The following is a 21,032-nucleotide window of genomic DNA, read 5'->3' on the forward strand; positions in this document are numbered from 1 at the left end:
TGGGGGCGATGAGGTCTGTTCGGGAAAGAGTTCCACCGGAGGTACGCCGCAAGACCGGCTGGCTGCTGCCCGTCGCAGCCTCCACTGCGCTAACCGTCCACCTGCCTGGAGACGGCGAGCTGATCGAGCGATCGGAGCAAATCTGGCTCGGCGGCCTGGGGCTGACCGGTATCGCGATCGGATTGCTGTGGCAGTGGTACAGCCCACGAGAGCTGTCCGCGCGGCTCGCCCTGGCTGCGGGTGCCTTCGTGCTCATCACGATCATGACGCTGTTTTCAGGCAGTGGCGAGATGCGCCAGGACGACCGGCAGCTCTACCTCGGCCTGGGTGTGATCTCCGGCCTGGTCATCGCCAACTGGTGGAAGTGGCTGCACACCCCTGGCGACGACGACTAGAGCGGGACGGTTTCCGGGTACTTCAGGCCGGTGCCGGTGTTGAGGGCAACGACCTGGTCGTCGGCGGCGATCCAGCCCGCCGCTCGTAGTTGCTGGACGGCGGCGAAGTTGGCGGCGCCTTCGGGGCAGATGAAGGCGCCTTCCAGTTCGGCGACCCGGCGCTGGGCGGCCAGGATGTCTTCGTCGTCGACGGCAACGGCACACCCATCGGTCTCCGCAATCGCCTGCAGGACGAGGAAATCGCCGAGCGCCTTGGGCACGGTGATGCCGAAGGCAACAGTCTTCGCATCCGGCCACGCGTCACTCTCCGGCAGACCCTCCTCCCACGCCTTCACGATCGGCGCGCACCCGGTCGCCTGTACTGCGACCAGCCGCGGCATCGGCCCCTCGACCCAACCGAGCGACGCCAGCTCAGCGAGCGCCTTCCAGATGCCGATCAACCCGACTCCCCCGCCGGTCGGGTACAGAATCACGTCGGGCAACCGCCACCCGAGCTGCTCCGCGATCTCCAGCCCCATCGTCTTCTTGCCTTCGATCCGGTACGGCTCCTTCAGCGTCGAGACGTCCTGATACCCGTCCCGAACAGCCAGCTCCGACCGCACCCAAGCACCCGCGTCGCCGATCAGCCCGTCGATCAGCTTCAGCTCCGCGCCGACCACCGTCACCTCGCGCCGGCAGATCTCCGGTGCCGCGACCGGCATCGCAATCAACGCCGCCATCCCGGCCCGCGCCGCGTACGTCGCCCACGCAGACCCGGCGTTCCCGTTCGTCGGCATCGCGATCTTCCGTACGCCGACCTCCCGCGCCCGCGACACTCCGACCGCCGCACCCCGCGCCTTGAACGTCCCGGTCGGGATCAGCCCTTCGTCCTTCATCAGCAGCCGCTCGACCCCGAGCTCCCGCCCGTACGCCGGCAGAGCGAGTAGCGGCGTCATCCCCTCCCCCAAGCTGATCACGTTCTCGGCGGCCCGCACCGGCAGCAGTTCGTGGTACCGCCAGAGGTCGGCCGGTCGCGACGCCACCTCCTCCTTGCTCAACCCGGCACGCACCTCGTCGAGGTCGTACCGGGCGAGCAGAGGTGAGCCGCAGGTGCACAGCCCGATCACCTGATCAGCGTCGTGCCTGAGACCGCACTTGGGACAGTCGAGGTGACTCAAGCTGGAGAAGCGCACAGCTTCAGACACTACCCGGGTGTCGGCGACGTCCAGTCTGCCGCGATGTGACCGAGGCGGACCCGCTGCGGATGGTCGCCGACGGCAACTGTCGCGATCTTCAGGCCGGTGGCGAAGTCGATCGCGGTCACCGCGTCGGCGCCGCTCTCGGAGATCACGCAGGCCTTGCCGTCACCGCTCACGGTCGCCCAGTACGGCTTCGAAGCCGGCACGACCGGGCGCTCCTGCAGGGTCGCGCGGTCGACGATCGTCGCGTAGTCGTCCATCGTGCCCGCCACGCAGAGCTTGTCGCCGGCCGGGTTCATCGACAGGCCGTGGTGACGCGAGTCGTTGATCCAGGTGGTCCGGTCCTCGTTGGTGTTCGGGTTCTTCGGCAGGGTCTTCACCCGGGTGATCTTGTCGGTGGCGACGTCGTACTCGAGGAAGCCGTGGAAGAACGACACCTGGAAGTAGAGCTTCGACTCGTCCGGGGTGAAGGCGACCGGCCGTACTGCGTCGGACAGGTCGCGGCGCCCGATCGCGTCGAGGCGCTGGCGCATGTCGATCACCTTGACCGGCGCGAACGTCCTGGCGTCGACGACGGTGATCAGCCGGTTGCCCTTGGTCCAGTCGAGGCCGGGATCGTCGAGCGCGGTGTTGACGTCGCCGATCGCCATGTTCCACAGGTACCGACCGTTGCCGGTGAAGACGTTCTCGTGGGGCTTGTCGCCGGTGGAGAACGATCCGACCTGCGCGCCGGTGGCCATGTCGAGCACGTGCACGGTGTTCGAGGTCGACGCGGAGACGGCGACGCGGGTGTTGTCCGGCGACACCGCCATGTGGTCGGAGCGGAAGCCGGAGACCGGGAACCGCCAGTTGAGCTGTCCGGTGGCCAGGTCGATCGACACGACGTCGGCGAAGCTCGGGCGCGAGACCACCACGGACTTGCCGTCGGAGGTCGTGTAGAGGTCGTCGACCAGTTGGTCATGTCCCTCGCCGACACCGTGCCGGATGCCCAGGAAGTAGGCGAGTTTGACCGGGTTGAGGTAGATCTCGGCGAGCCGGGCAGCCTTGTCCGGAACGACGTTGATCCGCCCGATCTTCGCGTAGTCGCCAGTGGACTTGATGACGTCGGCGGTCCCGTCCCAGTTGTTGCCGACGAACAGCACCTGCCGCAGCGGCGCTGCCTCCGGAGCCGCGGTAGCGGGCGTTGTACACAGCGCGGCGACCGTCACGCCGGCGGCGAGCAGACCGAGGTACCGGCGAAGTCGGTGTGGGCGGGACACCGGGTTCTTCATGAGGCAACACCTTTCGGGCGGAGGGCTGCTACTTTCAGTCGCTCACAGAAAAGCAACCTGTCGCGCACGGACGGTAGGGGCCGGTCGTCAACGCCCGCGCTCCTCGTTGTGTCCGGGCGACAACGCGGCTGGGAGGGAATGGTCGTGGCGGAGAACCGGCGGCTGGCCGAGGTCCTGATGGCCATGGCGAGCGACGCCGGCGCGATCGACGAGGTGGTCGCGGCAGCCCGGACCGAGTCCCCGGAAGTCTCCCGGCTTCCCGAGTCCGAGACGCGACGCCATGTGGAGATCATGCTCGTTGCCGGCTTGGCCGCGTTCAGCCGGGCACCCGCCCCGGACGAGCGGGACTTCGCCGCGGCGGCACGGCTCGGCGAAGACCGGGCTGCTCAGGGTATTCCGCTCGACGCATTGCTGCGCGGAGTACAGGCTGGTCGTTCTCGGGCGGTTGAGATCGCTGTCGGGAGAGCCCGGGAAGCCGGCGTGCCGGCCGACGTCTTGCTCTCCGCATTGGTGGATTTCGGGCATTTTGCGGGCAGTCTCGAGCGGCACGTGATCAGCGGCTATCACGCCGCGGAACTGGAGTTGTCGCGGACAGCCCGCGATCTCCAGGTCCACCTGCTCCGGCTCGTACTGCGGGAGGACGCCGGCGAGCTGACCGCGGCAGAGCTCGCGCGAGCCGGCCTGAACCCAGACGGGCTCTACCACTGTCTGGCGACCGACGTCGCCGACCCGCGGCTGGCAAGGGCGCTGGAGCGGTGGCTGTCGCCAGGTGCCCTCTTCGGCTCAGTCGACGGACGGTGGGCTGCAGTGGTGCCGCGCCTTCCTGTCAACGCTCTGGACGCAGCAGTCCTCGTAGTGGCCTCCCCCGCTGCTCCCCTGGCCGAGTTGGCTCCGCTGCACTCGCTCTGCCGAGCAGCAGCAACTGCAGCCACACCCACTCGCCTGCACGGCCTGCACCCGCTGACGGAGCTGGCCGGTGACATTGCCTTGGCAGCACAGCCGTTGCTGGCCGAACTACTTGCGGCCGACCTACTAGGCACTCTCGACCCGGCAGACGACTTCCACCGCCAGCTGGTCTCCACGGCGTTGGCCTACCTCGACCACGAGCAGCGTCTCGACCAGACGGCCGGCGCGATGCACGTCCACGCCAACACCGTCCGGTACCGCTTGGCCCGGCTGCAGGAACTCACTGGCACCTGGCGAGCCGACGACCGGCGTACTGTCCCCCAGACCCTCCGCTGGTGGTGGGCCCTGCGGACGTGGCTCAACCAGCACGTAGCCCTGTGACCGACGGGTTCTGGTGGTCGGTCAACCGGAAGCCGGTACCGCGCACCGCGTCGATCGTGACAGTGGTGCCCAGCTCGTCGAGCTTGCGGCGTACACGCTTCACCAGCGAGTGGACGTCCGCAGTACCGCGCAGGTGCCGGTCTCGCCAGACCGCCTGGTGCAACGCCTCGTAGGTCCAGACCCGCAACGGCTCCGTCATCAGCCAGGTGAGCAGATCGTGCTCGAGATCAGTCAGCGGAACCTCTCGGTCCCGCCACTGCGCCACCGACCGGGCCGAGTCGATCGTCAACACCTCGGCCCGCCGCCCGGTACGCCGGTCCGGCACCTCGCGGGCCGGCGATTCGGTCGCCGACTCGGGTTCGGGCGGGTCGGGGTGCTCGGGTGGGACCGGAGGCGGTGACTGGGCCGGAACGAGCAGCTTGCGCAGCTCGTCCAGGCTGGAGACGAGCAGCAGCGGTGCTACGTCGTCGACGAGTTCGGCGAGGCGGACGCGTTCCTCCAGCGACGCCGCCACCGCGATCAGCAGCGGAAACGGCTGCTGGGCGGAGGCGGTCAGATCGAGGGCGCCGTCGTTCGGGGCGGGGACACGGGCGGTGACCATCCGATTACGATGTCAACCTTTGCCTTTAATCGTCAACGCGTTGACAGTTATTGGCGATTTTTGCCTGGATGCAGTCCGACCGAGCGTCACATCTTGCTCACCAAGTGTGCTTGTTAAGACCTTTCCATGACACATAGGGTCCTCGGCAGGCGCTCGGCGTAACACGTCGCGACCTGGGGGGCACGGAGAGTTCGCTGGAACGGTTCATCACGGCCTGCCCGCGGAACCTTGCACCTCTGCACCAAATGACTCGGGGGAGTCGATTCGGGGTCGTACAAGTGAGGGGCTGCAGAGATGTCTCATCAACGGAAGAGGGGCCTGGCCAGATCGCTGGTCAGTGCCCTGGCGGCGGTTGCCGTCATCGCCACCGGGCTGGCTGCCTCCGGCCTGGCCCAAGCGGCACCACCCAGCAAGGCCGGCGCGACGCCCACGTCCGCGGCCGACAAGATCAAGCCTGACCTGCGGGCGAAGCTGGAAGGCAAGGACGCCAAGGAGGCGACCGACTTCTGGGTCCGGTTCAGCGCGAAGGCCGACCTGAGCAAGGCCTCCGCCATCACGGACTGGACCCAGCGCGGTACGGCTGTCGCCGCCGCGCTGCGCAAGACCGCCGCGGAGAGCCAGGCCAAGGTCAAGGCCGAGCTGGACGGTCAGCGCGCGCAGTACAAGTCCTACTGGGCCACCAACGCGATCGTGGTCAAGGGCGGCTCGCTGGAGATGGTGCAGAGCATCGCGAACCACGCCGAGGTCGAGGGGGTCTACAACCCGGTCCAGTACGAGGTGCCCGAGGTCACCCCCGGCACGCAGCAGAACGAGATCAACGCCGTCGAGTGGGGTATCGCCAACGTCAAGGCCGACCAGGTCTGGGCGCAGTACGGCGACAAGGGCGCCGGCATCACGGTGGCCAACATCGACACCGGCGTCCAGTACGACCACCCGGCGCTGGTGAACCAGTACCGCGGCAAGCAGGCCAATGGCACGTTCGACCACAACTACAACTGGTTCGACGCCGCCGGCACCTGCTCGGGCGCACCCTGTGACACCAACGGCCACGGCACCCACACGATGGGCACCATGGCCGGTGACGACGGCGCCGCCAACCAGGTCGGTGTCGCGCCGGCCGTCAAGTGGATCGCCGCGAACGGCTGCTGCCCGAGCGACGCCGCGCTGATCGAGTCCGGTCAGTGGATGCTGGAGCCGACCAACCTCGCCGGGGCGAACCCGGACGCGAGCAAGCGGCCCAACGTGATCAACAACTCGTGGGGCAGCCGGCTGCCGTCCAACGACCCGTTCATGGAGGACGTCACCCTCGCCTGGACCGCGTCCGGCATCTTCGGTGTCTTCTCGAACGGCAACAGCGGCTCCGCCTGTAACACCAGCGGCTCCCCCGGCAGCTCGACCAGCAACTACTCGGTCGGCGCCTACGACATCAACAACAACATCGCCTCGTTCTCCGGCCGCGGTGCCGGCCAGAACGGCACGATCAAGCCGAACATCTCCGGCCCGGGCGTCAACGTCCGGTCCAGCGTTCCCGGCAACGGCTACTCGAGCTTCAACGGCACCTCGATGTCCGCCCCGCACCTCGCGGGCGTCATCGCGTTGCTGTGGGCCGGCGCACCCAGCCTGAAGGGCGACGTCGCGGCCACCCGCGCGCTGCTCGACGACACCGCGACCGACGTGGCCAACGCCCAGTGCGGCGGCACCACCGACGACAACAACGTGTTCGGTGAGGGCAGGCTCGACGCCCTCGCGCTGATGAACGCGGCCCCCGTCGGCGAGACCGGCACCCTGGCCGGCAAGGTCACCGCCACCGGCGGCGCGGCCATCGCCGGCGCCTCGGTGACGGTCAAGCAGACCGGTACGCCGGACAAGGCACTGACCACCTCGGCAGACGGCAGCTACTCGGCCGTCCTCCCTGCCGGTGACTACTCGCTCGTCGTTTCCGCCTTCGGTTACGTCGGCCAGACCGGTACGGCGACTGTCGCGCTGAACACCACCACGACGAAGAACTTCGTCCTCGCGGCCGCTCCGACCGTGAGCGTCGGCGGCACCGTCACGGACGGCTCCGGCCACGGCTGGCCGCTGTACGCGAAGGTGAGCGTCGAGGGTCCGGGTGGCGTGTTCGACTACACCACCCCGGTCAACGGCCGGTACTCCTTCAAGGTGCCCTCCAGCGCGACGTACACGTTGAAGGTGGAGACCCAGCTGCCCGGTTACCAGACCGTCAGCCAGCCGATCACCGTCGGCGCGGGCAACCTGACCAAGAACGTGGCGGTGCCGGTCCGGACCGACGCGTGCAGCACGGCGCCGGGGTACAAGTTCGGCTCCGACGGCATCTACGAGACCTTCGACGCGAAGGCCGCCCCGAGTGGCTGGACCGTCGTGGACAACAAGAACAACGGTCAGGTCTGGAAGTTCGAGGACCTCGGCAACCGCGGCAACCTGACCGGCGCGGCCGGCGGTTTCGCGATCGTCGACAGCGACGAGTACGGCTCCGGCGGGGCGCAGGACACCTCGCTGGTCAGCCCGGTCGTGGACCTGAGCGCGGTCACCGCCCCGGTGATCAAGTTCAACCAGGACTTCAACTACCTGAGCGGTGAGAAGGCCGAGGTCGACCTGTCCGTCGACGGCGGAACCACCTGGACGACCGTGCTCACCCAGTCCGCCGACACCCGTGGGGTCAAGGAGATCGCGATCCCGCAGGCGGCCGGCCAGTCGGCGGTCCAGGTGCGCTTCCACTACTCCCTCGCCTCGTACGACTGGTGGTGGGAGGTCGACAGCGTCCTGATCGGCAGCCAGATCAACTGTGTCCCCACCGGCGGCGGCCTGGTCGTCGGCAACGTGAAGGACGCCAACACCGGCGGCTACATCAACGGCGCCGTCGTCACCCGTGACGACAAGGCCAGCGAGACCGCCACCACCGTCGCGACGCCCGAGGACACCGGTCTGGCCGACGGCTTCTACTGGCTGTACTCCGCGGACGACGGCCCGCACGGCTACACCGCCAAGGCAGGCAACTACGTCAGCTCGCAGCAGACGGTGGACGTCGAGGCCGACTGGGTGACGGCGGCCAACTACACCCTGGCGGCCGGCCGGATCTCCGTCGTACCGGGTGCGATCGCGGCCAACCTGCGGCTGCCCGGCGGCAAGGTCACCAAGTCGTTCACGGTCACCAACACCGGTGGCGCGGACGTCGAGCTGAAGTTCGGGGAGCGCGACGGCGGCTTCACCCTGCAGAACGCGAACGGCACCAAGACCACCAAGTCGCAGGTCATGAGCAGCACCGGTGCTCCGCTGCAGCGGCTCGAGGTCCCGACCTCGTTCGGCCACAAGCAGTCCGGCAAGATGGCCGGCCAGCCGGCCGCCCGGACCCCGCTTGCGGCTCCGTGGGTCGACATCGCCAACTACCCGGCGACCGTGATGGACAACCGGGTGGTCAACCTCGACGGCAAGATCTACTCGATTGCCGGTGGCAACGGTAGCGCCTCGACCGCCAACAGCTACGTGTACGACCCGGCCACCCTGGCCTGGACCGCGATCGCCCCGCTGCCGGGTGCTCGCAACGCAGTCACCGTCGGTGCGGTCAACGGCAAGATCATCGCCAGCTCCGGCTGGGGACCGTCGGGTCCGGACGCCGCCACCTGGTCCTACGACCCGGCTGCCAACGCCTGGTCCGCGGTAGCGGCCAACCCGGCTCCGCGTGCGGCCGCCGGACAGGCCGTGCTCGACGGCAAGCTGTACGCCGTCGGCGGCTGCACCACCGCCGGCTGTACTCCGATGTCGAACTCCGTCGTCGCGTACGACGCGGCGTCGAACAGCTGGTCCACCCTGGCGAACTACCCGAAGTCGGTGGCCTTCGCTTCCTGTGGCGCCATCGACGGCAAGCTCTACTGCTCCGGCGGCAACGACGGCGCGGCAGCCCAGAAGGCAAGCTACGTGTACGACCCGGGAGCGAACTCCTGGGCCGCGATCGCCGACTCCCCGGCTGACCACTGGGCGGCGTCCTTCGCCGTCGCCGCTGGCAAGCTGATGGTCGTCGGTGGTGTCCAGACCGGCGCCGTCACCAACGCCGGTTTCGCCTTCGACCCGGCCGCCGGCACCTGGTCCGCGCTGCCGAACGCCAACCAGCCCCGCTACCGCGGTGGCGCGGCCTGTGGCTTCTACAAGGTCGGTGGATCGTCCGGTGGCTTCACCGCGACCACCAGCAGCGAGGCGCTGCCCGGCCTGGAGAACTGCTCCGAGTCGTCGGCTGACGTCCCCTGGATGGCTCTCGACCGCACCGAGGCCACCCTGGCCCCGGGCGCTCAGGTCGTCGTCAAGGTGGCGCTCAACGCCGCGGTCGACCAGCCCGGTACCTACACCGGTTCGGTCGCCATCGGCGAGAACACGCCGTACAGCGTGGCCCCGGTCGGCGTGAAGCTCAACGTCACGCCGCCGACCAGCTGGAGCAAGATCATGGGCACGGTCACCGGCGTCGCCGTCTCCGGAACCACCGCTCCCCTCCCGGGCGCCACGGTCCAGGTCGACTCGTGGGCCCAGGAGTACACCTTCATCACCGACAAGGACGGCGGCTACGCCTACTGGCTGGACCGTCGCAACAACCCCCTCACCCTGATCGCGGCCAAGGACGGCTACCGCCCGCAGACCAGGACCAGCAGGCTCGTCGCCGGCGAGATCCTCGTCGAGGACTTCGCCCTGAAGGCAACCCGCTGACCAACTGAACAGCCCGGCCCCGGACAGGAGTTCCTGTCCGGGGCCGGTGCCGTTTGGTAGAGCTCAGGCGACAGGCAGGAGGTGGAAGCCGACGCCTCGTACCGCGTGGATGGTGACGGTGGCGCCAAGGGTGGCCAGCTTCTGGCGGAGGCGTTTGACCACCGAGTGGATGTGCGAGCCGTGGCCGAGGTGTTCGTTGCCCCAGACCGCGTGGTGCAGGCGCTGGTAGGTCCAGACCTTGCCCGGTTCTTTGACCAGACAGTTCAGGAAGTCGTGCTCCAGGCGGGTCAGCCGCATCTCGCGGTCCTTCCAGCGGACGACCCGGCGGTCCACGTCCAGCTTCAGCGCCGCGGCGGGCGTGATGGCAAGTGGTGCAGACATAGACAGAGGAGCAGACGTAGGCAGCGCTGCCTCGATCTGGGCAGGCTCGGGTTCGACCTCGGCCATCGCTTTGGGCAGGACGGCAGGGGTCAGTACTACGGGCGCCGACTCCGCTGTCGACGTCAACTCCAGGAAGGCCCGCGCCTGCTCCGCGCTCGACACAAGCAGCAGCGCGTCGGCACCACCCAGCAGCCGGGCGAGTTGCACTCGTTCGGCAGTCGACGTGGCCACGCCGATGATCAACGACGAATCCGGCAGCCTCTCCATGGAGCCCCTCCTTCACAACGCATGCCGGGGTCAGACGCAGGCACCAGTACGGCGAACCGCGAGGGTTAAGTCAAGGGATTTCCTTTGTCCCCGGATGGCACATATGCGACCTGTCCGAGACCGGACAGCAACGGACGGCAACGTTCTACAGAGCGCCACGGAATGGGCCTTCCAGGTTGCTCTGAGTCGCGGGCTCCGCACCGGAGTACGGGGACCGGCAACAGCGTCCGGGGCCTCCGCAGGGACGGTGCGGAGGCCCCGGACGCCGGGAATCGCCTGCCGAATCAGGCGATGGTCAAGGTCAGCCGATTGTCTTCACGGCCGTGATCAAGGCGCCGGAACTGGTGTCGCCGGAGAGCTCCCAGAAGAAGGCGCCGCCGAGGCCCTGGTTGTTGGCGTAGGTCATCTTGTTGCGGATCGTCGCGGGCGTGTCATAGCCCCACCACTGCCCGTTGCAGAACGCGTACGCCGTACCGCCGACCGTTCCGGTGGACGGGCAACGGGTCGAGATCAGCTTGTAGTCCTCGATCCCTGCCTCGTACTTGCCGGGCGCGGCCCCGGTCGCGCGACCGCCCGGCGCTGCCTGCGTGACTCCGGTCCAGCCCCGGCCGTAGAAGCCGATGCCGAGCAGGATCTTCGCAGCCGGGATGCCCTTGCTCTTGAGCTTCTGGATCGCCGCGTCGCTGTGGAAGCCGGCCTGCGGGATTCCGGAGTACGACCTCAGCGGCGAGTGCGGCGCGGTCGGGCCCTGGGCGTTGAACGCGCCGAAGTAGTCGTACGTCATCGGCATGATCCAGTTGAGTTTCTGCGCCGCCAGGGCGTAGTTGGTCGCGTCGATCTTGCCGCCGTTGGTGCCGTCGGCCGTGATCGCCGCGGTGACCAGGGCGGACGAACCGAACCGGGTACGGAGCGCGCTGATCACGGTGTTGAAGGCGTTCGGGCCGGAGGCGTCGCAGCTCAGGCCGCAGGCGTTCGGGTACTCCCAGTCGATGTCGATGCCGTCGAAGACATCGGCCCAGCGCGGATCCTCGACCAGGCTGTAGCAGGAGTTCGCGAACGCCGTCGGGTTCTTGGCCGCCTCGGTGAAACCGCCGGACCAGGTCCAGCCGCCGAACGACCAGACCACCTTGATGTTCGGGTACTGCTTCTTCAGCTTGCGCAGCTGGTTGAAGTTGCCGCGCAGCGCGCCGGTGTCCCAGGTGTCGGCGACCCCGTCGACCGAGCCGGCCGCGTCGTAGAACTTGTCGGTGGCCGCGTACGCGTCACCCATCGTGCAGCGGCCGCCGGTGGTGTTGCCGAAGGCGTAGACGATGTTGGTCAGCTTGGCCGCCGACCCGCTGGTCTTGATGTTCCTCACGTGGTAGTTGCGGTCGTAGACACCCCACTCGGTGAAGTAGCCGACAACTCGCTTGCCAGCGGCAACCACCCGGCCGGCGTCCTGCGCCGGCGCGGCAGCCGGTACTGCGCTCGGTCGGCCGACCGACTCCGAGGGGGTGGCGGCCACCGCGGCCGGTACGACGCCGGCGGTGAGCATCGCCAGCGCGGCGAGCAGCGTGGGCAGGGGTCGAGGCTTCATCTGTTCCTCCAAGGGGGGCGGAGAGGGACTGAACGCACCCTACCGAGTACTCCCAGTTAAGAAAAGAAGGTAGCCGAATAAATATGCCCATGCGATCACGTAAAGCTTTCGGGGGTGGTATACAACGCGGGCGCGGTACGGAGTAGTGTCCTCGCGCACGGTCACCTATGGCCGCTCTTGACGGAGGAACAGTGCCCGGATCCTCGGACGACTCCCGGTCCGATCCCACCGCGGCAGCCGCGACGAGTTCGGGACTCGTACGGCGGCGGCCCGGTTTTGTCTGGCTGCTCGCAGCCGTGCTCGTTCCCGTGCTGCTCACCGCGCTGGTGATCGGACTCAAGGCCGGACTCACCGAGGACGACTTACGCCAGCGGTCCTTGGCCGCGCTGGACGCTCGCGGCATCACCGGGGTCCAGGTCGACTTCTCGGGCCGGGACGCGACGGTCGTCGTACCGGCCGGGGCCGATGCGGCCGAAGCGCGGCAGGTGGTCGAGTCGGTCGACGGCGTCCGCACCGCGCACACCAACGGCGGCGGCAACGCACAGGCCGGCCCGACCGGAGCACCGTCGACCGATGCACCGTCACCCGGGACACCGTCGACCGGACCTGCCGAAGAGCCTGCCGGTACGCCGACCGGCGCGCCCGCGACGCCGCCTTCCGAGGTCGAGGTCGCTCCCTTCGAGTTGAGCCGGACCGACTCGTCGATCACCGTCCAGGCCGTCGTCCGCGACCAGGCCGCGAAGGACAAGGTCGTCGCCGAGGTCCAGGCGTTGCTGACCGAAGGCACCGAGTTCGTCGACAAGCTCACCATCGACGAGCAGACCGCCCTGCCGAACCCGGCCGCGTTGTCCGCCCTGCTGCACGCGTTGTCGACGGCAACCGGTGATGCGTCGGTCAAGTTCGACGGTGACAAGGTGACGCTGAGCGGCAAGGTCGCCGATCAGGCGACCAAGGCGACCGCCGCCCGCGCGGCAGCGGCCGCAGTACCGGGTGCCGTGATCGCCAACGAGCTCCAGGTGCCGGCGATCGCGAAACCGCCGGTCAGCGCGGCGTGCCAGACGTTCGAGGCGCGGCTGGCCCGGTTCGCGATGGAGAACAAGATCGTGTTCCTGTCCGGCACCGCGATCGTGAACGACGCCTCGAAGGTGTCGGTGGTCCGGGCCGCGGAACTGCTCAAGAGCTGCGACACCTACGACGTCGAGGTGGGCGGTCACACCGACAACCTCGGCAATCCCGCCACCAGCCTGCCGCTGTCCCAGCAGCGCGCGGACGCCGTCAAGGCGGCGCTCGTCAAGCTCGGCGTACCCGCCGGGCGGATCACCAGCCGCGGCTACGGGGAGACTCGTCCGGTGGCGCCGAACACCACCTCCGCCGGCCGGGTCGCGAACCGCCGGGTCGAGATCCGAGTCCATTAGAGTCCCAGGGGAATTTCATGAGTTGGCTGATCGCCCAGGTCTGGTTCCTGCTGCTGGTCGCGTTCGTCCTCGGCAGCGCAGCGGCCTGGCTGCTGCACCGGCTTCTACCCACCGCCTCGAAGGGTGCCCGCTGATGGCCTGGCTGTTCCGCAACAACTGGCCGTGGACCCTGCTCGCCTTCCTGGCCGGCGCCATCATCACCTGGCTCCTCCTCAACCGCCGCGACCAGTCCCCCGCGGCAGTCCCGGCCGAGCAAGAAGAGCCCGCCGAAGAAAAAACCCTGGTCGGAGCCGGAGTAGCAGCAGCCGGTACTACGTCAGCCTCCGCACCCCGCCGCGTCGAAACCCCAGTAGAACCTTTCGACCAAACCGCCGACGACCCGCCACAACCCAAGCCGGCCCCAGAGCCCGAGCCGGAACCGGAACCCTCGCCGGAGCCCGAACCCGAACCGCAACCGCAACCGGAGCCCGAACCACAGCCGGAGCCGAAGCCGGCCCCAGTAAATCCGGTCTTCTCACAGCGAATGGACGCCGGCGAGCCAACCCTCTTCGACGACACCTCCCCCACGGACGAAGTACAGGTGAAGTCCGCAGCCGTCCCCGTAGGCCGCTACGGCGAAGGCTCAGCCGACGCCGTCCCCCACCAGGGCCCACCCGACGGCTTCACCATCAAGGGCAACGCCCAGTCAATGCTCTTCCACACCCCCGACTCCCCGTACTACGGCCGCACCAAACCCGAAGTCTGGTTCCGCACCGAGTCCGACGCCGAAAAAGCCGGCTTCACCAAGTACACCCGCAAACCCCGCAAATCCCCCCGCCCCACCGACTGAGCCTGCGGCGGATACCCACACCACGGAGGATCCATTGCAGCGCGAGATCCACGTGCCTTACACCGTCGAGCAGGACGAGGACGGGTTCTGGTGCGCCGCCGCGGCACTGGCCCCCGATGCCTTCGCCAACGGCCAAGGCGCGACCCGCGAAGCGGCCATCGAAGACCTGAAGGCAGCCATCGAACTCCTGGCCGAGTCCGTCGGCGTCCCCGACCAACTCGTCGTGACCCTCGAGACCGACTGACCCCGAAACCGACGATGCCGTTGCCAGAGTGCGGCTGAGCAAGGCGCTCCGCACACGTTCCACCAGGTGAGACACCACCGAACGCGCACCACGTCTACCCAGATAGACGTGGGCGGAGCCGGCGTGGGGAGATCGTCGTAAACGCAGGGGAAAGTAACGACTGGTGGGGTGGAAAGCAACGGGTTTCAGATCACGGTTCGTCGGCGGAATAGCGCGATGAGGCCCCCATTTGCTTGTACTGGCAAAGGGCCGTCACACTGAGCAGAACGTCGGCCTGGACCGCCCATCCCACGGCCTCGTAGCACATCACCGGACACCCCCGGCTGCCTGGCCGTCCCTTTTGAGAAGCCCGTCACCGGGTAAGGGAAACCAGTGCACGCCGAAAAAGTGTCCACCCGCGCGTCGCCGGATCGACCCGGCGACGCACCCCTGTTGTAGCGCTAGTGTCCCGTAAGCGAAGTAGCTCGAGCGATGGAGGTGTTCAGGTGCGTGCATCGCGGTGCCTGAGGGGCGGCCTCGATGCGAAGCATCGTGGGCGGTCGTCAAGTGCCACGAGGTGCGTGCCTGGGCGCCTCCAGCGCCGAGCTACTTTCCTTGCGGGACACTAGGGTTTGGACCAAGGGGATGACACCCGATGGAGGTGAGCGTGACCGACATGCTGCCGGAGCAGCACCACGGACTGACGAAGAGTGACCCGCTGTGGTTCAAGCGGGCCGTCTTCTACGAAGTCCTCGTGCGGTCCTTCAAGGACTCGAACGCCGACGGCATCGGCGACCTGCAAGGCTTGACCGAGAAACTCGACTATCTCGAGTGGCTCGGCGTGGACTGTCTCTGGTTACCGCCGTTCTACCCCTCACCGCTGCGTGACGGCGGTTACGACATCTCCGACTACACCAACGTGATGCCCGAGGTCGGCACGATCGCCGACTTCGCCGCGTTCATGGAGGCCGCGCACGCGCGCGGTATCCGGATCATCGTCGACTTCGTGATGAACCACACCTCGGACCAGCACCCCTGGTTCCAGGAGTCCCGCAACAACCCCGACGGCCCGTACGGCGACTTCTACGTCTGGTCGGACACCGACACGGCGTACTCGGACGCGCGGATCATCTTCGTCGACACCGAGGTCTCCAACTGGACCTGGGACCCGGTCCGCCAGCAGTACTTCTGGCACCGGTTCTACTCCAACCAGCCGGACCTGAACTTCGAGAACCCGGCCGTCGGCGACGCGATGATCGAGGCGCTGAAGTTCTGGCTCGACCTCGGCGTGGACGGTTTCCGGCTGGACGCGGTGCCGTACCTGTTCGAGGAAGAGGGCACCAACTGCGAGAACCTGCCCAGGACGCACGAGTTCCTGCGCCGGGTCCGCAAGGAGGTGGACGCGAACTACACCGACCGCGTGCTGCTGTGTGAGGCCAACCAGTGGCCTGGTGACGTGGTCGAGTACTTCGGCGACCGCGAGTCCGGTGGCGACGAGTGCCAGATGGCCTTTCACTTCCCGGTGATGCCGCGGATCTTCATGGGGGTACGGCGCGAGTCGCGGTTCCCGATCTCGGAGATCCTGGCCCAGACCCCGCAGATCCCCGACACCTGTCAGTGGGGCATCTTCCTGCGCAACCACGACGAGCTCACGCTCGAGATGGTGACCGACGAAGAGCGCGACTACATGTGGGGCGAGTACGCCCAGGACCCGCGGATGAAGGCCAACATCGGCATCCGCCGCCGGCTCGCGCCGTTGCTCGACAACGACGTGAACCGGATGGAACTGTTCACCGCGATGCTGCTGTCGCTGCCCGGTTCGCCGATCCTGTACTACGGCGACGAGATCGGCATGGGCGACAACATCTGGCTCGGTGACCGCGACGGCGTCCGGACGCCGATGCAGTGGTCCCCGGACCGCAACGCGTCCTTCTCGACCGCCACACCCGGCAAGCTCAGCCTGCCGGTCATCATGGACCCGGTCTACGGGTTCCAGGCGGTCAACGTCGAGGCGGAGATGGAGAACGCCTCGTCGCTGCTGCACTGGACCCGGCGGATGATCCAGACCCGCAAGCAGCACCCATGTTTCGGGATGGGTACTTTCACTGACCTAGGCGGTTCCAACCCGAGCGTGCTGTCGTACGTCCGTGAGTTCGGTGACGATGTGGTCCTGTGCGTCAACAACCTGTCACGGTTCCCGCAGCCGATCGAGCTGGATCTGCGGCAGTGGCAGGGCGTGGAACCGATCGAGCTGCTCGGCGGGGTGCACTTCCCGACCATCGGCGAGCTGCCCTACCTGCTCACCCTCGGTGCGCACGGTTTCTACTGGTTCCGTTTGCCGGTCAACAAGGCTGCTGATCGTGAGGAGAGCTCTTCGTGACTTCCCATCTGGACCAGGTCCAGTCCTTCTGCGCCAACCAGCGATGGTTCGGTGAGAAGGGACATGACGTCCACGTCGACGCGATGGCCACCTCGGTGTGGCTGTCGGACGAGGGCGTCTGGCCCGCGGTCCGGATCGGATTCGTGTACTGCGCCGGCCCGCCCGGCGCGGAGAACGCGATCCGGGTTTACCAGCTGCCGCTCAGCTACCACCGGGAGCCGGTCGACAACCTCGGCCATGCCCTGATCGGTGACTGGGCGGAGCAGGACCTCGACGACACGAGGGTCTGGGTGTACGACGCGCTGCACGACAAGGAGGCGACGCCGTACTGGCTGGACGCCCTCACCCACGGGCGGCAGCTCGACGGGCTGGAGTTCCACCCGGTGCACGCGCCGGAGCGGGCCACCGTCGTACCGGAGGACGCGCAGTCGCTCGTCCTCACTGTCGAACAGAGCAACACGTCGCTGGTCTTCGGCGACACCGCGCTGCTGAAGGTGTTCCGCCGGCTCGAGCCCGGGAGCAATCCCGGGGTCGAGATCGAGTCGGCACTCACCGAGGCGGGCTCGGAGCTGGTGCCCGAGGTACTGGGTTCGGCGCGTGGCTCGTGGCCGCGCGCCGGCGGCGGTACCGACTCGGGCGAGCTGGCGATGATGACGGCGTTCCAGAAGAACGCGACCGACGGCTGGTCGTACGCGACCACCTCGGTCCGGGACCTGTACGCCGAGGCGGATCTGCACGCCGAGGAGGTCGGTGGCGACTTCGCCGGTGAGTCGCACCGGCTGGGCGCGGCCACCGCGCAGGTGCACGCCGAGCTGGCGAAGGCGCTCGGTACGGATGTCTGGGAGCCGTCGCTGATGGTCGAGCACGCCGAGGCGATGCGACGCCGGCTGGACAAGGCCGTTGCCGCGGTGCCGGAGCTCGGTGAGTTCGCGCCGGGGCTGGGCCGGGCGTTCGACGCGCTCGCGGGAGCCGGCGTACCGGTGCCGGTGCAGCGGATCCACGGCGACTTCCATCTCGGCCAGGTACTGCGCACGATCGAGGGCTGGAAGCTGATCGATTTCGAGGGTGAGCCGGCCAAGTCGCTGGTCGAGCGACGCGCGCTGGACACTCCGATCAAGGACATCGCCGGCATGCTCCGGTCGTTCGACTACGCGGCTCGCTCGCTGTTGTCCGAGCACCAGGGCGACCAGCAGATCGCGTACCGCGCGGCCGAGTGGTCCAACCGCAACCGCAACGCCTTCTGCGACGGCTACGCGGAGGTCGCGGGCACCGACCCGCGCGACCAGGCCGTCCTCCTGAGCGCATTCCTGGCCGACAAGGTCATCTACGAAACCCTGTACGAAGCCCGCAACCGCCCCACCTGGCTACCCATCCCCCTGGCCGCCGCCGCTCAACTGAGCGCCGGCTGACTGAAGCTGGGCTAAGGGAGAAGTTCGAAGGCCTCGACATGTAGTGGACGAACCACGCTGAAATGCCGCCTGTCCAGCGTCGCGACCTGGGTAGCGCCCAGTCGTTCGGCAGCGGTGATGACAGAAGCACCCGCAGTACCAAGTGGCAGGTTCCGGTAGACGGACGTCAGCTCGGCGATTCGCAACCAGTCGCGAGGCGCCACCGGCTCTGCCACCAGGTTCCCTTGCGCAAGATCGCCGAGAAACCGAACCTCGGCGTTGGTTCCGAGCCTGCTCGCCAGCAGGTAGGTGACCTCGGTGATGACCAGGGTCGGGACCAGGAGTGGGCCCGGGTGGGTCGCCAGCAGTTCGAGACATTCGGAGTGATGACGGTCGTCGGCATCGACGTAGGCATAGAGCGGACCGGCATCGACGATGAGGGCTATCGCTCGACCTCCGCCGCGAGAATCTCCTCGATCCGCTCCGACACATCCGAGTGCCCACTGCGGCCGGCTGCGGCGGCGAGAAGTCTGCGCCGACGTCCGCGGTGGGCCGCCAGATGCGATTCGACGGCTTCCCGGGTGAGCTCCGAAATGGTGATCCCGCGCCTCGCCGCCTCGTGCCGGAGCTGAGCGTCGAGCTCATCGGGCAGCTTCACCGAAGTTCGCTTCATGGTATGCCAGCATACCCGACGTCGCGCTGGCTGTGTACGCCTGGACCAGACGGGTACGGGGTGCAGTAGTTCGACTTTCGATCGGGCAGGATGGGGTGTATGGACTCGAGCAAGAGCGACCAGGTGACGACGCCGATCTCCGAGGCGATGAGCGAACCGGAACGGGCGGCTGTGCCAGTTGACGACGCGGTACCGGGATCCCTGCAGGACTTGGCGGTTCCGGTCGAACGGGGAGTGCTCGAGCGGATCATCGCCGGCACGTACCACGATCCGCACCAGGTGCTCGGGCCGCATCTCGGCGACGGGGTGGTGACGCTGCGAGTCCTGCGTCCGTTCGCGAGCACGGTGACCGCGCACTTCGACAACTCGAGTGTCGAGCTGCAGCACGAGTTCGAGGGCATCTGGGTCGGCGTACTCGATGTCGACAAGGTGCCCGACTACCGGCTCGAGGTGACCTACACCGACGGGCCGCCGCTCGAGCTCGACGACCCGTACCGCTACCTGCCGTCGCTCGGCGAGATGGACCTGCACCTCATCGGCGAAGGCCGGCACGAGCAGCTGTGGACCGTACTCGGTGCCCACGTCCGCCGTTACGACGGACCGAACGGCACCGTCACCGGTACGTCGTTCGCCGTCTGGGCGCCCAACGCGCAGGGCATCCGGCTGACCGCCGACTTCAACTTCTGGGACGGCCGCGCGCACCCGATGCGCACGATGGGTTCGTCCGGTGTCTGGGAACTGTTCGTGCCGGGCGTCGGCCCGGGGACGCGGTACAAGTTCGACATCTGTGGCCGCGACGGCGTCTGGCGGCAGAAGGCCGACCCGATGGCCAACCTGGCCGAGGTTCCGCCGGCGAACGCGTCGGTGGTGCACGAGTCGGCGTACGAGTGGAAGGACGCGGACTGGCTCGAGCACCGCGCCGCCTCGCAGGCGTACGCCGAGCCGATGAGCGTCTATGAGGTGCATCTCGGCTCGTGGCGCAAGGGCAAGTCGTACCGCGAGCTCGCCGACGAACTGGTCGGCTACGTCACCGAGATGGGCTTCACGCACGTCGAGCTGATGCCGGTGATGGAGCACCCGTTCGGTGGTTCCTGGGGATACCAGGTCACCTCGTACTTCGCGCCGACGTCCCGCTTCGGTGACCCGGACGACTTCCGGTACCTGGTCGATTCGTTGCACCAGGCAAACATCGGTGTGATCGTCGACTGGGTGCCGGCGCACTTCCCGAAGGACGCCTGGGCACTGGCCCGGTTCGACGGCACCCCGCTGTACGAGCACCCGGACCCGCGCCGCGGCGAGCAGCCCGACTGGGGCACGCTCGTCTTCGACTTCGGCCGGCCGCAGGTGCGCAACTTCCTGGTCGCGAACGCGGTCTACTGGGCCGAGGAGTTCCACATCGACGGCCTGCGGGTCGACGCGGTCGCCTCGATGCTCTACCTGGACTACTCCCGGGAAGAGGGCCAGTGGGTGCCGAACCAGTACGGCGGCCGCGAGAACCTCGAGGCGGTCTCGTTCCTGCAGGAGATGAACGCGACGCTGTACCGGCGCGTGCCGGGCGTGATCACGGTCGCCGAGGAGTCGACGTCCTGGCCGGGCGTCACCCGCGCCACCCATCTGGGCGGGCTCGGCTTCGGCTTCAAGTGGAACATGGGCTGGATGAACGACTCGCTCCGCTACCTGGAGCACGAGCCGATCTACCGGCAGTACCACCACCACGAGCTGACGTTCTCGATGATGTACGCGTACTCCGAGAACTTCGTCCTGCCGCTGTCGCACGACGAGGTCGTGCACGGCAAGGGCTCGCTGCTGCGCAAGATGCCGGGTGACCGCTGGCAGCAGCTCGCCAACCTGCGCGCCTACCTCGCGATGATGTGGGCGCACCCGGGCAAGCAGCTGCTGTTCATGGGCTGCGAGTTCGGCCAGGAGTCGGAGTGGTCCGAGAAGGGCGAGCTCGACTGGTGGCTGCTGGACCACAGCGACCACCGCGGCTTGCAGCAGCTGGTCAAGGACCTGAACGGGAACTACAAGGACACCCGGGCGCTCTGGGGCAACGACCACCTGCCCGACCGGTTCTCCTGGATCGACGCGAACGACGCCGGCAACAACGTCTTCTCCTTCGTCCGGTACGGCGATGAGGGTCAGCCGACGCTCGCCTGTGTCGCCAACTTCTCGGCGATCCCGCACCACGGCTACCGGCTCGGCCTGCCGTATTCCGGGCAGTGGCGGGAGGTCGTCAACACCGACGCTCACCTGTACGGCGGCTCGGGCGTCGGCAACTTCGGCGGCTTCGAGGCGAACGGACCGGGCTGGCACGGGATGGAGACCAGCGCGGACATCTCGGTGCCGCCGCTGGGCACGATCTGGCTCCGGTACGACGGCTGAGAAACCTCTGGGACCCCGCGTTCGGAACGGGTTCGAACGTGGAGTCGGCGGGCGAGGTTGCGTCCGCCCCGACGCG

16 protein-coding genes are annotated in these 21,032 nt (G+C 67.9%); 9 read left to right on the plus strand and 7 right to left on the minus strand.

The features are described from left to right. The first annotated feature begins 8 nt into the window (after positions 1-8). Positions 9-395 carry a hypothetical protein gene (locus ACQPYM_RS29535; RefSeq protein ID WP_433006941.1) on the plus strand — a complete coding sequence of 129 codons (387 nt, stop codon included), beginning with the start codon at positions 9-11 and terminating at the stop codon, positions 393-395. On the opposite strand, the gene ACQPYM_RS29540 is transcribed toward ACQPYM_RS29535, so the two are convergent. After that, entirely contained in the window at positions 392-1,579 is a 1,188-nt protein-coding gene (locus ACQPYM_RS29540; protein WP_433006944.1) for a threonine synthase, read from the minus strand. The genes ACQPYM_RS29535 and ACQPYM_RS29540 overlap by 4 nt on opposite strands. Beyond that, entirely contained in the window at positions 1,579-2,844 is a 1,266-nt protein-coding gene (locus tag ACQPYM_RS29545; RefSeq protein WP_433006947.1) for a YncE family protein, read from the minus strand. The genes ACQPYM_RS29540 and ACQPYM_RS29545 overlap by 1 nt, the downstream gene beginning before the upstream one ends. Before the next feature lie 144 nt (positions 2,845-2,988). Here ACQPYM_RS29545 and ACQPYM_RS29550 point away from each other — a divergent pair, with 144 nt between their 5' ends. Then, on the plus strand, positions 2,989-4,131 hold the full coding sequence (locus ACQPYM_RS29550; RefSeq protein ID WP_433006950.1) for a helix-turn-helix domain-containing protein: 1,143 nt from the start codon (positions 2,989-2,991) through the stop codon (positions 4,129-4,131). Here ACQPYM_RS29550 and ACQPYM_RS29555 read toward each other — a convergent pair. Then, positions 4,109-4,732 (minus strand): winged helix-turn-helix domain-containing protein, encoded by a 624-nt coding sequence (locus tag ACQPYM_RS29555; protein ID WP_433006953.1) that lies wholly within the window; start codon positions 4,730-4,732, stop codon positions 4,109-4,111. The two genes, ACQPYM_RS29550 and ACQPYM_RS29555, sit on opposite strands and share 23 nt — an antisense overlap. A 294-nt stretch (positions 4,733-5,026) precedes the next feature. On the opposite strand from ACQPYM_RS29555, the gene ACQPYM_RS29560 reads away from it, so the two are divergent. Then, a complete protein-coding gene (locus ACQPYM_RS29560) occupies positions 5,027-9,442 on the plus strand; it encodes a S8 family serine peptidase (RefSeq protein WP_433006956.1) in 4,416 nt (1,471 codons plus the stop codon). Between the two features lie 63 nt (positions 9,443-9,505). Here ACQPYM_RS29560 and ACQPYM_RS29565 read toward each other — a convergent pair whose 3' ends face one another. Both ACQPYM_RS29565 and ACQPYM_RS29570 read right to left on the minus strand, forming a co-directional pair. Then, positions 9,506-10,090 carry a winged helix-turn-helix domain-containing protein gene (locus ACQPYM_RS29565; protein WP_433006959.1) on the minus strand — a complete coding sequence of 195 codons (585 nt, stop codon included), beginning with the start codon at positions 10,088-10,090 and terminating at the stop codon, positions 9,506-9,508. Between the two features lie 301 nt (positions 10,091-10,391). Further along, a complete protein-coding gene (locus ACQPYM_RS29570) occupies positions 10,392-11,666 on the minus strand; it encodes a glycoside hydrolase family 18 protein (protein ID WP_433006962.1) in 1,275 nt (424 codons plus the stop codon). A gap of 191 nt (positions 11,667-11,857) precedes the next feature. Here ACQPYM_RS29570 and arfA point away from each other — a divergent pair, with 191 nt between their 5' ends. The 5 genes from arfA (at position 11,858) to ACQPYM_RS29595 (ending at position 17,922) form a co-directional block, all read left to right on the plus strand. Further along, positions 11,858-13,081, plus strand: coding sequence for a channel-forming protein ArfA/OmpATb (gene arfA / locus ACQPYM_RS29575; protein ID WP_433006965.1), 1,224 nt, complete (start codon positions 11,858-11,860; stop codon positions 13,079-13,081). A gap of 133 nt (positions 13,082-13,214) precedes the next feature. Next, positions 13,215-13,910, plus strand: a complete 696-nt coding sequence (locus ACQPYM_RS29580) for a sunset domain-containing protein (RefSeq protein WP_433006968.1) — start codon at positions 13,215-13,217, stop codon at positions 13,908-13,910. Between the two features lie 34 nt (positions 13,911-13,944). Further along, entirely contained in the window at positions 13,945-14,154 is a 210-nt protein-coding gene (locus tag ACQPYM_RS29585; protein WP_433006971.1) for a hypothetical protein, read from the plus strand. Positions 14,155-14,788: 634 nt separating this feature from the next. Continuing rightward, positions 14,789-16,513, plus strand: a complete 1,725-nt coding sequence (gene treS / locus ACQPYM_RS29590; RefSeq protein WP_433006974.1) for a maltose alpha-D-glucosyltransferase — start codon at positions 14,789-14,791, stop codon at positions 16,511-16,513. Next, positions 16,510-17,922 (plus strand): maltokinase N-terminal cap-like domain-containing protein, encoded by a 1,413-nt coding sequence (locus ACQPYM_RS29595; protein WP_433006977.1) that lies wholly within the window; start codon positions 16,510-16,512, stop codon positions 17,920-17,922. The genes treS and ACQPYM_RS29595 overlap by 4 nt, the downstream gene beginning before the upstream one ends. Positions 17,923-17,933: 11 nt before the next feature. On the opposite strand, the gene ACQPYM_RS29600 is transcribed toward ACQPYM_RS29595, so the two are convergent. Continuing rightward, positions 17,934-18,347 carry a type II toxin-antitoxin system VapC family toxin gene (locus ACQPYM_RS29600; RefSeq protein ID WP_433023417.1) on the minus strand — a complete coding sequence of 138 codons (414 nt, stop codon included), beginning with the start codon at positions 18,345-18,347 and terminating at the stop codon, positions 17,934-17,936. After that, positions 18,344-18,574, minus strand: coding sequence for a CopG family transcriptional regulator (locus ACQPYM_RS29605; RefSeq protein WP_433006980.1), 231 nt, complete (start codon positions 18,572-18,574; stop codon positions 18,344-18,346). The genes ACQPYM_RS29600 and ACQPYM_RS29605 overlap by 4 nt, the downstream gene beginning before the upstream one ends. Positions 18,575-18,673: 99 nt before the next feature. Between ACQPYM_RS29605 and glgB the strand changes: the two genes are divergently transcribed. Further along, on the plus strand, positions 18,674-20,956 hold the full coding sequence (glgB, locus tag ACQPYM_RS29610) for a 1,4-alpha-glucan branching protein GlgB (RefSeq protein ID WP_433006983.1): 2,283 nt from the start codon (positions 18,674-18,676) through the stop codon (positions 20,954-20,956). Positions 20,957-21,032 lie beyond the last annotated feature (76 nt).

The sequence above is a fragment of the Kribbella sp. CA-294648 genome (assembly GCF_050943845.1).
Lineage (GTDB): Bacteria > Actinomycetota > Actinomycetes > Propionibacteriales > Kribbellaceae > Kribbella.

Coding starts and splice junctions, on each gene's coding strand:
- glgB (WP_433006983.1), top strand. CDS start 18,674: ATGGACTCGAGCAAGAGCGACCAGGTGACGACGCCGATCTCCGAGGCG.
- ACQPYM_RS29605 (WP_433006980.1), bottom strand. CDS start 18,574: ATGAAGCGAACTTCGGTGAAGCTGCCCGATGAGCTCGACGCTCAGCTC.
- ACQPYM_RS29535 (WP_433006941.1), top strand. CDS start 9: ATGAGGTCTGTTCGGGAAAGAGTTCCACCGGAGGTACGCCGCAAGACC.
- ACQPYM_RS29545 (WP_433006947.1), bottom strand. CDS start 2,844: ATGAAGAACCCGGTGTCCCGCCCACACCGACTTCGCCGGTACCTCGGT.
- ACQPYM_RS29570 (WP_433006962.1), bottom strand. CDS start 11,666: ATGAAGCCTCGACCCCTGCCCACGCTGCTCGCCGCGCTGGCGATGCTC.
- ACQPYM_RS29580 (WP_433006968.1), top strand. CDS start 13,215: ATGGCCTGGCTGTTCCGCAACAACTGGCCGTGGACCCTGCTCGCCTTC.
- ACQPYM_RS29565 (WP_433006959.1), bottom strand. CDS start 10,090: ATGGAGAGGCTGCCGGATTCGTCGTTGATCATCGGCGTGGCCACGTCG.
- ACQPYM_RS29560 (WP_433006956.1), top strand. CDS start 5,027: ATGTCTCATCAACGGAAGAGGGGCCTGGCCAGATCGCTGGTCAGTGCC.
- ACQPYM_RS29555 (WP_433006953.1), bottom strand. CDS start 4,732: ATGGTCACCGCCCGTGTCCCCGCCCCGAACGACGGCGCCCTCGATCTG.
- treS (WP_433006974.1), top strand. CDS start 14,789: ATGGAGGTGAGCGTGACCGACATGCTGCCGGAGCAGCACCACGGACTG.